This is a genomic window from Nocardioides sp. P4_G10, assembly GCF_056401175.1.
Genome location: NZ_JBFUJV010000009.1, coordinates 41546 through 55579, shown reverse-complemented (window position 1 = coordinate 55579; position 14034 = coordinate 41546). Strand labels below are relative to the sequence as shown.

General features: G+C 74.6%; 4 protein-coding genes and 1 pseudogene. 1 reads left to right on the top strand and 4 read right to left on the bottom strand.

All coding sequences use genetic code 11. The features are described from left to right. Positions 1-18: 18 nt before the first annotated feature. Both AC1DP1_RS11615 and AC1DP1_RS11610 read right to left on the bottom strand, forming a co-directional pair. Positions 19-4194, bottom strand: coding sequence for an alpha-(1->3)-arabinofuranosyltransferase domain-containing protein (locus AC1DP1_RS11615; RefSeq protein ID WP_477506986.1), 4176 nt, complete (start codon positions 4192-4194; stop codon positions 19-21). Beyond that, positions 4191-4943 carry a class I SAM-dependent methyltransferase gene (locus AC1DP1_RS11610; RefSeq protein WP_477506985.1) on the bottom strand — a complete coding sequence of 251 codons (753 nt, stop codon included), beginning with the start codon at positions 4941-4943 and terminating at the stop codon, positions 4191-4193. The genes AC1DP1_RS11615 and AC1DP1_RS11610 overlap by 4 nt, the downstream gene beginning before the upstream one ends. A gap of 107 nt (positions 4944-5050) precedes the next feature. Here AC1DP1_RS11610 and AC1DP1_RS11605 point away from each other — a divergent pair, with 107 nt between their 5' ends. Further along, positions 5051-6331: an acyltransferase family protein gene (locus tag AC1DP1_RS11605; RefSeq protein ID WP_477506984.1), complete on the top strand. Its 1281-nt coding sequence runs from the start codon at positions 5051-5053 to the stop codon at positions 6329-6331. A gap of 509 nt (positions 6332-6840) precedes the next feature. Here AC1DP1_RS11605 and AC1DP1_RS11600 read toward each other — a convergent pair. Both AC1DP1_RS11600 and AC1DP1_RS11595 read right to left on the bottom strand, forming a co-directional pair. Continuing rightward, a pseudogene (locus AC1DP1_RS11600) lies at positions 6841-9846 on the bottom strand (alpha-(1->3)-arabinofuranosyltransferase domain-containing protein); the annotation flags it as partial. Positions 9847-9956: 110 nt separating this feature from the next. Next, entirely contained in the window at positions 9957-13985 is a 4029-nt protein-coding gene (locus AC1DP1_RS11595) for an alpha-(1->3)-arabinofuranosyltransferase domain-containing protein (protein WP_477506983.1), read from the bottom strand. Positions 13986-14034: the final 49 nt, after the last annotated feature.

The following is a 14034-nucleotide window of genomic DNA, read 5'->3' as shown; positions in this document are numbered from 1 at the left end:
GCTGGTGTCGGAGGTGCTTCACCGTGTGGTCGAGCGCCCGGCGCTGCGGCTGCGCGACGTCTGGCCGCGCCAGTCCAGGTCCGCGACCACGAGCGCCCCGAGCGCCACCGCCACCAGCAGCTGGGGCAGCACGAGCGCCCCCGCCCAGCCGTCGGCGGAGCCCAGCGGACGCCACCAGTAGACGAGTCCCGCGACCACCACGGGCAGCCCGGCCCCCCACGCCACCGACGGCCCCGCCACCCAGCGGCGGGCGAGGACCGACACAGCCGCGCCGACGAACCCGGCAGCCAGGCCCCACCACCCGCCGACGAGGGCGAGGGCGGCCACCCCGGCAAGAGGCACCACCCAGGGTGCCACCCGCGTGCCGCAGGGCGCCGGACCCGACGCCGGCCCCGGACCGCGACGTCGGAGGAGCAGCGTGCCCAGCGCCAGCAGAGCGAGCAGGAGCGCGCCCACGGCCAGGGCCGTGCGGTAGGCGCGGTCCGGGACGTAGCGCAGGTCGAGTGACGCGACTCCTTCGGGCACGTGCCAGGCCTGCTGCCAGCCGTCGACCACCAGCGGCGGTGCGCTCGACCCGTCCGGGAGCTCGGCCCGCCATCCTCTGTTGGCGTTGTTGCGCACCGCGACCACGCCACCGCCGGCACCCGCGGCGTCGAGGGTGGCCTCCACCGCGGACGTCGGGGTCACGGTGGCCGGTGACGCGCCCGCCGGCGCGACAGCGCCGGGACGCGCGAAGGTCACCGCTGTCGGCCGGAACGCGGGGGCGGGCGCCGCAACGACGCGCGTGGTGGGCGCGTCGAGGCCGACCGTCTGGGGCCCGCAGGCACGTGCGGGCAGGGGCTCGGCGTCGAAGAGCTGGCGCGGCGAAGCCGTCACGCTGCTCGCGAAGAGGGTCTCCCCGACGCGCAGGGTCGGCCCGAAGCCGCACCCGATGTCGACCGGGGTGTCGGACAGCGTGAGGGGGAGAATGCCCGTCCCGGGCAGGCGCAGCTCGCTCACGCCGACCGGGAGGGGCTCGAGGTCCCCTGCGCGGGAGCGACCGTAGGCCCGCTCCTGGCCGAGCACCCGCACCGAGACCCGAGTGGCGCGGAACGGCTCGAGCTCGGCCCGGCCGGACTCGTCGAGTCGTACGACCTGGCGACCGCCGGGATGCACCACCTCCAGCTCGGTCGGCCGGGAGGCCGCGGCCTGCCGGTCGAGCGAGAGCCGGATCTCCCGGACGGGTCGCTCGCCGATCCAGGTCACGTCCAGGGTCGGGTCGTCGTCGTCCTCGTCGGCGAGCCAGGTCGTTCCCGGACGGCCGTCGATCGCCGCCAGCGCCGAGGCGCGGGCGTCGTCCACGGCGGTCGACGAGGCGCTCACGTTGACGAGCTGGTCCCGGAGCATCAGGCCGGTCAGGGCGTCACCCGCGACCGGGCGCACCTCGAGCGCGACCCCGTAGTCCGCTCCGGCTCCGAGCTGCACGGTGCGGTCGATGACCCCGCCGCCCTCATCCGGTCGGGCTCGACCCGCGGCGCAGCGGACGTCCTCCTCCACCTCCACGCACGCGTCGAGCGAGGGGCCTGCCGACAGGAGCACGCGGTCGGGTGGTCCCCACGCGGCCGGCACCTCGGGAAGCACGAGGGTCCGGTCGACGTCCAGCCCATCGGCCCGGACCTCGGCGACCGCGAGCTCCGTGGGCAGACCGCCGTCGTGCGTGGCGCGCACCCGCAACCACGACGTCGCACCGTCCGGCAGGGACACCACGACCGGCTCGCCGGCCGGGGCGCGGACGGCCCGCGAGCTCCCGGCCTCCGTCTCGACGACGATCGTGGGATCCTCGTCGGAGCCGGTCTCACCCGTGACCACCGTGACCTGCTGGATCTCCGCCGGGCGCTCGAGGGCGACCTCCACCCACGGATCCCGGCCACGGCGCGGCGGCCCCGACTCCCACTGCGTCTCGGGTCGACCGTCGAAGGCCGCGTAGGGAAGTGTCTCCGGGAGCACCGGCCCGACGGTGTCGGCGTACGCGCGAGAGCCGGATGCGGTGACCGAGCGCGCGCCGATGATGCGGGCGGTGGTCTCCCAGCGGCTCGCCTCAGGTGCGACGTAGTCGCGGGCCGGGGCACCGCGTCGCCCGTCGTCATCGGCCTCCAGGGTGGCGGAGCGACCGTCGTGGACCCGCGCGAACGTCGCCTCGCGGCGACGCAGGCCGTCGGTCAGGAGCAGCGGCCCGCGGGACGACGCCTCGGCCCCGGGCTCGGCGGCGTCTGCGGCGAGCACGGCAGGCTCGTCCCCGAGCAGTCCGGCGTCGAGGAGGCCGAGGAGGTCCTCCGGTCCCCCGACGACGACCGGCGGCGCCTGTGCGGCCGCGGCCTCGGTCGCGCCGTCCACCGAGTAGACCTCCACAGCGGGGTACGACGCGTGCCAGCCCCCCTCCGCGACGAGCGTGGTGCCACGCTCAGACTCCAGGCGCACCGGTCCCCCGACCTCGGGACCGAAGTCGGCGACCCGCTCGATGCCCGGTGAGCCCTCGAGCGCCTGGTGCACCAGCACCGGGAGTGGTACGTCGTCGGTCGGGCGCAGGTCGTTGCGCACCACCAGCAGGCCGACGCCGGCCCGGGCGAGGAACGGAGCGAGCCCATCGGACGGCTGACCGGTGGTGAGCCGCTGCTCCACCGCGTCGAGCATCCGGATGTTGCCCGGCGGTGCGAGCGGCACGGCGTTGCGCACTGCCCAGCCAGACACGCCGTAGGACTGCAGCGGCTCGTCCTCAGGCGTGCCCCACAGGTAGGTCGCGAAGCTGGATCCCGGCACGAGCAGCGCCGTCCCGCGGTCGCCGGCCTCCTGCTCGTCCAGCCACGACACCGCCCGCTGCCAGTAGCCGGGGACGTCCTGGAAGTCCTGCGTCGGGGAGAGCCTGCCCGCCAGCGCGGGGCTGGCCACGCCGGCGACGGCGACGCTCGCCAGCACGACGAGCCCGACACTGGCCACGCGCTGGCCGTCCTCCAGCCGGGAGCGCCAGTCGAGGCGGCCGTGGTCGGGGTCCTGAGCGGTGGCCGCGAGCGCGCCCAGCAGGTGGGCGAGCCCGAGCACGAGCGGCAGCCGCAGGACCGGGTCGAACTTGTGCACGTTGCGCAGGGGTGCGAGCGCGCCGTCGAGCACCGTGCGCTCGGCGTCGGCGAACCATCCGTGGACCGCGCCCGAGTGCCCGAGGGACACCAGCACCAGTCCCGTCAGCAGGCCGAGGACCAGGACCCTGCGGTGCGGGTTGCCCCGCAGCGAGAGACCCACCAGGCCGAGCACCAGGAGCACCGCGGCGTTGATCGCGACGTAGCCGGTCGCGACCAGGTCGTTGCCGGCCTGCCAGGTCGCATCGACGTACGGCACCCAGTGCGACGTGCCGCGCAGCACGTCGAAGGGGGTCGTGGGGAAGGTGGTCACCGCGGCCGTCTCGATGAAGTCGAGGAAGGGCGGGCTGTAGCCCCCTAGGAGGAACAGCGGCACCAGCCACCACAGCGTGCCCATGGCGACGAGGGCGGGCCACCACACGAGCAGGGCACGGCGCCGCGGTCCGGGTGTGCGCGTCAGCAGCCAGACCGCACCGAGCGGCAGCACCGCCGCCGTGGCCGCGGCGTTGACCCCGCCGACGGCGGCGACCGCCAGAGCCGACAGGGCGGCCGCGCGCACCGGCGACCCCCGCCGCGAGCCCAGCACCAGGGGCACCAGCACCCACGGCGCGAGTGCCATGGGCCACGCCTCGATCGAGATGGGGCCGAGGGTGGTGAGGATGCGCGGCGACAGGGCGTAGGCGAAGCCGGCCACGACCCGGCTGGTCGGGGTGCCGATCCCCAGCGCCCCGCTGAGCTTGACGACGCCGAGGAATGCCACGACGAGCAGCAGCGACCACCAGGCGCGCTGGACCGCCCACGCGGGGACCGAGGCGAGGTCGCCGAGCCAGAAGAACGGGCCCATCGGGAAGAGGTAGCCGTAGGCCTGGTTCTGCACCTGCCCGAACCCCCCGGTCGGGTCCCACATGTGCAGGGCCCGCGCCAGCATCGCGCCGGGGTCGGCGACGAGGTCGAACTTGGTGTCGCTGACCTGTCGCCCGGGTCGCTGCGAGAACGCCAGCGCCACCAGCGCCAGGCAGCAGACGGCGAGCCGGAAGCGCCACGTGACGGGTGACGGCGACGCGCGGGGAGGCGGGGAGGTCATCGACGGCGCAGGACGATGACCAGGTTCCAGGTGACGACCTCGCGCAGGAGGGGCACCCGGGAGAGCCAGCGTGCTGCGGCGGGGTTGTAGCGCGGGACGACGTCGAGGACCTCGGCGCCGCCCTGGGCGCTGGCCCACTCGCGACCCGCCCGCACCGTGACGGCGAACAGCGACTCACCGAACTTGTTCTTGGGCTCGTGGCCGTGGCGAAGCCGGTAGCGGCGCCTGGCGCGGCGGCCGCCGAGGTAGTGCCAGGGGGACGTCTCGTGACCGCCCCACGGGCCGTACCAGACCGTGTAGGAGATGAAGGCCAGACCGCCCGGACGGGTCACCCGCACCATCTCGTCGGCCATGCGCCAGGGGTCGTCCACGTGCTCGAGCACGTTGGACGAGTAGCAGATGTCGAAGGTCGCGTCGGCGAACGGCAGCTGCATCCCGCTCCCGAGCACCGTGCGGGGGGCGATCCCTCCGAGCCCCGACAGCTCACCGACGTCGGCGTCGAGGGCGAAGTACGTGGCCCCCGCTCCCTCGAACGCGGTCCGGAAGTAGCCCGGTCCCCCGCCGACGTCGAGCATGCGCGCGCCGGCGAGCTCGGTGTAGTTGGACACGTGGCCGACCGCGTCGTCGGCGAGCTCGCCGTAGAAGACGTCGGGCTGGGTCTGCTCGACCCGGAAGGCGCGGAACAGGCGCACGGACCGGCGCAGCGTGGGAGCCCAGGCCGACGGAGTGGACGAGGACTGCGGCGGCACGCGGCGACTGTAGTCGATGGTGCGACGGGGGTCCGCGCTTCGCCGCTCTCCGGTGGGAGCCGACGATCGGGCGTCCGTCCCCGGCCCGGCGTGATCTAATCGCCCGCGTGGTAGCGAGCACCGCGGTCGAGTGGGAGGACACGCCCGCCGACGAGGCACGGGCGCAGCGTGCGGCAGAGATCGCGAGCCTCACCGGACTCCGGGGCTTCGCCGCCTTGATGGTCGTGCTGATCCACACCTCGGGGCGCACCGAGTTCGACTGGCTGGGGCTCCCCACCTACGGACCCGTCAGCCTGTTCGTGATCTCGGGGTTCCTGCTCTACCGACCCTGGGCGCGCTGGAGCCTCGGGGAGGCTCGGCGGCCCGACCTGGGCAGCTTCGTGATCCGACGGGCCACCCGGATCTTCCCCGCCTACTGGGTCGTGCTGATCCTGGTCGCCCTGGTCATCCCGGCCTCGCGCCCGTCGGGCGCCGAGGGATGGTGGCGCGCAATAACCCTGACCTGGATCTACGAGGTGGAGCCGGCTCGTGAGGCCATGCTGCACACCTGGAGCCTCGCCACCGAGGTGTCGTGGTACGTCGCGCTCCCCGTCATGGGATGGGTCACCGGCCAGCTCGCTCGGCGGCGCAGCGGCGTCGCCTCCCTGTGGATCTGCGCCTTGCTCATCTCCTTGGCGCTCCCGATCTCGATCGGGTGGCGACTCTGGACCGCGGAGTCCGACCTCACGGGACAGCTCATCTACCCCTACTGGCTGCCCGCGTTCCTGTTCTGCTTCGCGGGCGGCGCCCTCGTCGCGCTGTTGGTCGAGGGGCGCCGGGCCGGACTCGTGACCCTGCGCGGACTCCGCTCGCTGTGCACGGACCGCTGGGCGCCCGTGGTCCTCACCCTCGCGCTCGTCGCACTCGCGACCTCGCCCCTCGGCGGGCCGTCCGGGTTCGTGCCGGTGACGTTCGCCGAGGATCAGGTCCGCACCTTCGCGGCAGCCGCGATCGCCTGCCTCTTGCTCTGCGTCGTGGTCTTCGGCCCCCCCGTCGTCCCGACCAACCAGCTGCTGAGCCGACGATGGCTCGTCGCCATCGGACGCTGGTCCTACGGCATCTACCTGTGGCACGTGCCGGTCATCGTGATCCTGGAGCGGGACATCACGTTCCCCGACGGGGTGATCGGGTTGCTGTGGCGACTCGTGTGGGTGCTGGGGATCTCGATCCCCCTCGGCGCGGCGACCTACGCCTGGGTGGAGCGCCCGACCATCGCCTGGGCCCGCCGACCCCACCTGCCCCGGCTCCGCGGCCGCCGGGCCGACGACCACAGCGCCAGCACGACCACGAGCGCCCAGCCCGAGACCGCCAGTCCGGCCGCCCAGCGCAGCACCTCGCCCGAGGCGTAGCGCACGGTCACCCGGTCGACGCCCTCGGGCACCTGCCACGCCTGGGCCCACCCGTCGACGGTGAGCGTCGGCAGCTCACGCCCGTCGGCGACCGCGGTCCACCCCTTGGCGGCCGGCACGGCGAGGGCGAGCGTCGCCTGTCCGTCCGCATCGACGTCCACGACCTGCGTGGTCGGACGGGAACCGATCGTCCCCGCCGGCACCCCGCCACCGGCGCCAGCGCCGGGGTCCTCCTCGTCGACCTCACCGAGGACCCCGTCGGGGGACGCCAGCACGAGGCCGATCGGGATCCACGAGAACGAGGCCTCGACGTCGACCCGCACCTCGCCCGTCCGCAGGAACGGCCGCTCGCAGAGGGTGGCCGGGACGATCGACGCCTCGACCACCTGCCGGGCGGAGGCCCGCACGGCCGTCTCGTGGGCGACACCCCCGACCGTGACGTCGGGGCCGGAGCCACACGGCAGCTCCTCCACGTCGTCGGCGTCGTAGCGCAGCGCCGGTGCGCCCACGACCTCCACCTCTGACACGGCGATCGGCACGGACTGCATCCCACCCGTGAGTGAGTCCGCCGACGTCTGGGGCGTCTCCGCCCTGAATACGAGCGTCAGCTCGCGGGTGCGGACCTCGGGCAGGTCCAGCACCCCGTCGGGGCCGATCTCTCCCGACGCGGTGCGGTCGCTCCCGCCGTAGGACACGGTGACGTGCGTCGGGAGGCTCGACAGCCGGCGCGCCGCGGTCGTGATGCGCACGCCGGTGACCAGGGCGGGGCGGTCCCAGGCCAGCACGAGGGTGGGCGATCCGTCCTCCGGCGAGGGTCGCCACGCCGTGGCCGGGTCTGCGTCGGCCGCGGCCTGCGGACCGGCCACGAGGTCCGAGGACGCGACGCTCGACGCCGTCGCGGTGATCGTGGGTCGCGCCAGGCGCTCCGCCAGGCGGATGGACTCGGCGCTGTCAGCGGCACGTACCCACACGCGGCCGGCAACCTCCCCGCTCCGCAACGGGCGCAGGACGCGTGCGATCGAGCCGGAGTCGGGGCCGTCGACGGTGAGGCCGCGGTTGCACACCGTCTCGCTCGGCCCGGGATCGACGGTCCCGCCGATCGGGAAGGACGGCACGCAGGTGGCGAAGCTCGGCGGCCGGGCGGCCACGATCCAGGAGTCGCCCTCCGCTCCCCCGACCACCAGCTCCTCCTTGACCTCCATCTCGGGGACGGCGAGCTCGGAGATGGCGAAGCTGCTCGCCCCGGACACGGTCCCGCTGACGCCGGTGGCGACCACCCGGAGCCGACCGGTGCGGCCGACGCCGGTCAGGGCGACCGCACCGTCGGCGGGCACGTCGACGTCGGTCGACCCGTTGTCGGACTCCAGCCTCACGCGCGTGACCTGGTAGGACGCGAAGGGGTTCTGCACGACCCGGAGCTGGCCGGAGGTCAGGTCGGTCACGCCGTCGAAGGTGATCTCCCACCACTCGTCGACGACGTGTCCGCGCCGCGACTGCCACGCCGTGAAGGCGTTGCCGTCGACCGCTGCCGCGGCCACGGCGCCGACGCGTCGGCGCGAGGAGTCGAGGTCGGCGGCCGACGAGGACGCTCGCACCTCCTCGGCACCCGTGAGAGCGCGCGAGGCGGTCGTCTGCGGCACAGAGTCGGGCGGCACGACAGTGCGCGGCTCCTCCGGTCCGAGCACAGGTCCGAACGGGTCGCTCGCGACGCGCTGGTCGACGTCCTGCCGGCGTGCGCTGTCGGACACGAGGTCGGCCGGCCCGTCGCGCGGGGTGCCGAGCACGAGGGCGGGCCCGTCCGCCAGGCCGGCGTCGGCGAGGTCGCCGACGACGCCGGCGTTCCCTGCCACCGACAACGGAGCGCCGTCGTGGAGGCTGCCGTCGGCTGCATCGTCGAGCGCCCAGATCTCGAGCGAGCCGGCGGGGTCCCGCACGCCGAGGTCCACGATGCCTTCGGCAGCGGCGGCGTCGTCACCGCCTCGGGCGGGCGACCCGATCGCGGCGACTCGCGACGCGCCCTGGAGGAGAAGGGCGTGACGGATGAGCCCGAGCGGGCGCTCCCTGTCCGCGGCCGCGGGTACGTCGTTGCGCAGGAGGACGTAGGTGATGCCCAGGTGCCGGAGTGCGGTCGCCGTGCCCGCTCCGTCATGGCCGCGGTCGAGCCGACCCACCGCGGTGTCCAGCGCTGCTGTCGCCCCGGTCCCTGAGAGGGGCAGGGTGTCGCGCGCGATCCACGGCCGGCCCCGCAGCGCCTGCTCGACCGCGGGCTCCACGCGCCCCTCGGTCACCGCGGGGAGCACGAGGACCCGGCCTGGTGGCGCGGTCTTCGACCAGGCGGCCACCTCGGCCCACTGCTCGGCGTCGCCGACTGCGGGCCCGGGGGCCGCCTCGGGCTCCTGCACGGCGAGGACCGGTCCCGCGACCGAGAGCAGAGCGAGGACGGCCAGCCCGGCTGCGACGAGCCCGGGCCCCGTCGCAGGTTGCCACGCCCACGAGCGCGGCAGGCGGGCGAGCAGGTGGTCGACGACCGGGGTCCACGCGAGCAGGGCGGCCAGCGCGACCCAGCCTCCGAGGACGGTCCACGGCACCGGCACGGCGACGGCGGCACTGGCGGTGGAGGCGGGCACAGGGAGCCACGCGGGCCATCCCCCGCCGACGACGCCCACGAGCGTCGCCACAGCTGAGAGCGCGAGCAGGGCCGCGACGACGGCGCGGTCCCGACCCACCCGCAGCACCAGGGCGGACACCGCCACGGCGACCGGGCCGAGGAGCACCAGCGCGGTCAGGACCGGACCCGACGCGGGGAGGCCGAGCGCCTCGGCGATCCCGGCGACGGACAGACGCGTGGCCGCCAGACCCGTCACCTCGGTGGCGTACGACGTCTCCCACACGTAGGCGGCCACCCACCAGGCCGAGGAGATCGCAGCCAGCACCGACCACCGGGCGAGCTGGCGTGTCCCGCCCGGGCGCCGGGAGGTCGCGACCGCCGTCACGAGCCCGGCCATCAGTGCGGCGAGGGCCCACGCAGGCGTGCCCGCACCGGCGAGCCCGAGCCAGGCCGCGGACGCGGCGGCCGCACGCCAGCCGTCCGCGCGGCGGACGAGGGGGGCGAGCACCCATGGGAGGAGCGCCACCACGAGGCCGTCGCCCGGTGACTGCTGGACGGTCGTGACCAGCACGGGCGCGCAGGCGAAGAGCGCCGCGCCGACCCACGGCGTCCACGGCTCGTGCGGCGCGTCAACCCACGACACGCGGGCGCGCGCCAGGCGCACCGCGCCGACAGCGGCCAGGACCAGGACGAGCACGGCCCAGACGGTCCGTCCGCCGGCCGACGGGATCCCCAGCCCGTCGGTCAGCCACAGGAAGGCAGCCACGGGAACGTCCCGGAGGCCCTGCGCGCTGGCGTCGCCGAGCGTGCCGGACACGGTCCATCCGTCGGCGGCGCTTCGCAGCACAGCGGCGGGGTCCGCGGCAATACGCGCGTAGGCGCCCGACAGCGGCTGGGTCGCGGTCATCCGGACGGCGACGGCAGCAGCGAGGACCGCCACGACCAGCGTGCGGACACCGGTAACCGGCAACGCTCCTCCTTCTCCTCCTCCGGACACCCGGCTCCGATCCGGCCCGGTCACGGCCGGGCCAGCACCCGACCGCACACGACCCCCACGGCCAGCGCCACGACGACGTCGGAGCCTACCGGTGGGACGACCACTGCGGAGGTGGACAGCGCGATCACGCCCGCGAACACGAGTGCCCCCATGCAGGCTGCCGCGACCCTGAGATCGGAGCGGTCACGGGTGGCCCAGCCGACCATCGTGCCCACGGCGAGCGGCAGCGACACGAGGCCCAGCACGACCAGCGCGGGGACCTGCACCCAGAGGCGGGCGGCACGCCGAGCACCACTCGTCCGGACGGCCCCGGGCGGGTCGTCCGTGCGGCGTCCGATCCCCAGGACGATCAGCCCGAGGGCGAGCAGCAGCAGCAGCCCGACGACGGCGAGGCCGCCCACCAGCGCCAGGCGGAACGGCGCTTGTGGGGCGTAGTCCATGGCGACGACGCCCTCGGTGCCGGCGGGGACCACGAAGCCCTGGCGCCAGCCGTCGAGGACCACCGGGCGCAGCTCGGTCCCGTCCACGGTCGCGGTCCACCCCGGGTTGGCGCTCTCGGCGACGCCCACGACCGACTCGGACGACACCGACACCTCGACCTCCCGGTGCGTCGGCGACCAGGCCAGCACCGGCGGCCGGTCGGCACGAGCTTCCTCCGCGGGAGCGGACGGGGTCAGGACCACGCTGGAGGTGACGAACCCGTCCGGGTTCTCGACCCGGATGCGGTGCTCTCCCTCGGTCAGGTCGACCGACCGCTTCCCGCACGGGACCACCGCCAGGTCGGCACCCGTGCGGATGTCCTCGAGCGTGCCGCTGATCCGGGTCTGCACGGTGCGGCCACCGACCTCGACCGTCGGTCCGAAGCCGCACGCCGTGCCGGTCGGGGTGTCCGGGTCGGGCTGGTACTGGAGGTCCTCGATGCCGTCGACCTCCAGCTCGGAGATGCCCACGCCGTCGAGTCCTGCCGGTCCGAATGCCGTCACGCGGAGCTGGTCGGTGCGGATGGGCCTCATCTCACCTGCCGCGTCCCCACCCGTGGCCACCAGCTGCGGCTCACCCGTGCCAGGGCCGCCGTCGACGACGACCACCTCCGGCAGCTCGCCGGGCTGGCCGGGAGACGTGCTGAGCCGGACGCTCGACACCTTGCGGCGCGGGCCCCACGTCAGCTGGAGGGCAGCCGCCGGGTCGCCGGGAGCCGAGGTCCACCCGGTCTCGGGGCGCCCGTCCACTGCCCCCGCCGCGGCGACCGCCGGGTCACCGCCGTAGGTCGAGGTGGCCACCACGCGCACCTGGTCCTCCGCAAGCGGGGCGACGAGCTGGTCGAGAGCCGGACCATGGGTGGCGAAGGCACGACCCTTGAGGGTCCACTCCCCACTCATCCCCACCGTGATGGTGCGGTCGAAGCCCGGGGTCTCGGAGGTCTCCCGCTGCCAGGCCATCTCGCAGCCCACGACACGGTCGTCCTCCCCCACCACGCAGGCGCGCCGCGGCACCTCGCTGGTGAGGAGCACGGACGTGTCGGACAGCACCCGTCCCGGGACGACCAGCGACCTGTTGATGTCGTGACCGGCGATCCGCACGTCGGAGAGCCGCACCTGGCCGCCCTCCTTCCCTGCGCCGAGCACGGTGACGCGCAGCTTGGTGGCGGCGTCGTCGTCGATGCTGACGGCGGGGACCGAGCCGTCCGGCTCCACCTCCGCCACCGCCGACCGGTCCTCGGTGGAGATCCGCACCGACGTCACCGGTGCACCGGTGAAGGTGTCGAAGGACAGGGCCACGTCACCGACCCGGGTCGGGCGGTCGAACGTCGCCTCGATCCACTGCCCCTCTGGAGCGGCCAGCGGCGCCGTGCCCCAGGCGGTGTAGATGGAGTGGTCGAACGCCGACCACGGGTGCTGCTCGGGCCGCACCGGACCCAGGACGTCGGCATACCCGCTCGAGCTCGAGGCCACGATCTCGGCCGCACCGTCGTACTCAGCCACTGTCCTCGACGCGGGCATGGCGTCGTCGGCGTGGTCGTGCGCCTCCCGTTGCACCCGGTAGGGCTCGGTCGCCGTCATGACGCCCGACCGGGCGTCGTGCACGCGTCCGAAGCTGCGCTCGACGCGGCGCAGGCTGTCGGTGACCACGTCGGGTTGCTCGTCCCCGGTGGCCAGCACCACCGCCTCGTCCCGCGCCACCAGGCCCGCGGCACGCACGTCGGGAACCACCTCGGGTGCCCCGTCGACGACCGCGCGGTCCTCCCAGTCCTGCACCTCGACGCGAGGCTCCGCGTCGTGCCGAAGCTCGTAGACCTCGACCGCGGCGTCGCCGTCGGACGTGGTGCCGAAGGAGGCGACCAGGGTGGCTCCCGGAACGTTGGCCACGGCCGTCCGGACGAGGGCGTGGTCCGGCGCGTCGACCTCGTCGGGGTCCAGGTCGTTGCGTACGACGACGTGCGTGGCGCCGAGTGCGTCGAGGGCGGACGGCAGGTGCTTCTGGGGCCGCGGGTCCGCGACTGCCTGCTCGACGGAGTCCAGGAGCCGGAGGGTCCCGGCGGGCGCGACGGTGACCTGCGCGCGCGCCATCCACGGCGTGGGGTCCAGGACCTGGATCGGCTCGTCGATGGTGCGCCCCCAGGTCTGCACGGCGAACCCGGCCCCGGGGAGCACGATCGTGCGGGTGGGCCCGGGCTGGTCGTCGAGGAAGGCGACCGCGTCGCGCCACTGCGGCGGTACGTCGTCGAAGCCACCCTTCGTGCGCAGCGAGCCCGCGGCCGCCGGGCCAGCGGCGACGAGCACCAGCACGCCGACCACGCCCATGGCGATGCCCCGGACGGGGACCGAGGGCGACGTGCTCGTCCATCTCCAGGCCCGGGGCAGGGCCGAGGTCACGAAGGCGCCGACGCCCAGGCTCAGCGGAAGCCGTACGACCGGGTCGAACTTGTGGATGTTGCGCAGCGGCGCCAGCGAGGTGTCGAGGGCGTGGAGCCACGCGTCGGCGAAGACCGAGCCCGCCCATCCGCCGCTCCCCGCGGTCAGCACCGCAAGGCCGACGAGCAGCGCCCAGGCGAGGACCCGACGCTCCCACAGCCCCTTCTGCATCAGACCGACCAGGCCGACCGCCGCCACCAGGACGGTGGGCAGCAGGAGGAGCCGCGAGGACGCCAGCTCGTAGCCGCCTTCCCACCCGACCTGGCCCCCGCCGGGGAAGAACGCCACCCAGTGGCTGGTGCCGCGCAGCGACGAGAGCCAGCCGGTGGCGCCCGCGGTGTTGCGCGCCGACTCGATGAAGTCGAGGAAGGGCGGCGCGTAGGAGCCGAGCAGCAGCAGGGGGACGACCCACCACAGCGAGGCGACCGCGACCAGAGAGCCCCACGCCGCGAGGTCGGTGACGCGCCGGCGCAGCGGCCGCCCCGACGCCAGAGCGAGGAGCAGCGCCGGCAGCACGAGGCACGCCACGACGAGGGTGGCGTTCTGGCCACCCATGAGCGGCACGGTGGCCGCCGACAGGACGAAGGCGACCCAGCCGCGCAGCCGGCCGCGCAGGAAGAGCACCAGCGGCAGCACTGTCCATGGCAGCACGGCGGCGGGCAGCGTCTCGCCACTGAGGCCGCCCACGGTCGTGAGGATCCGGGGCGAGAGCATGTAGGTCAGGCCGGCCAGGACCGCGCCCGCCGTGCCGATCCCCGACCAGTGTGCCGCGAGCCGACGAGCCCCCTCGTAGGCGAGCAGCATGACCGCCGCGGACCACAGCCGCTCCCAGATCCACATCGGGACGCCCAACAGCTCGCCGACGAGGAAGGCCGGGCCCATCGGGAACAGGTAGCCGGAGGCCTGGTTCTGCAACCCGCCCAGCGCCCAGTCGCCGTTCCACAGGTCGACGCTGCGCGCGAGGAGGTCGTACGGGTTGACCTGGAGGTCCAGCTTGGTGTCGAAGGTGATCCGACCCGGTTGCTGGACCAGGTTCAGCAGGACCACGGCGACGTACACGACCAGGTTGACACCGGTGGGCCGGGACGGTCGACGCCATGGACGCACCCTGGCCGTCGTGGCGGCGCCGTCAGTCACTGCGGCTGCCTCCCATGTCGACCCAGCCAAGCGTCGCGCAGTCTATATT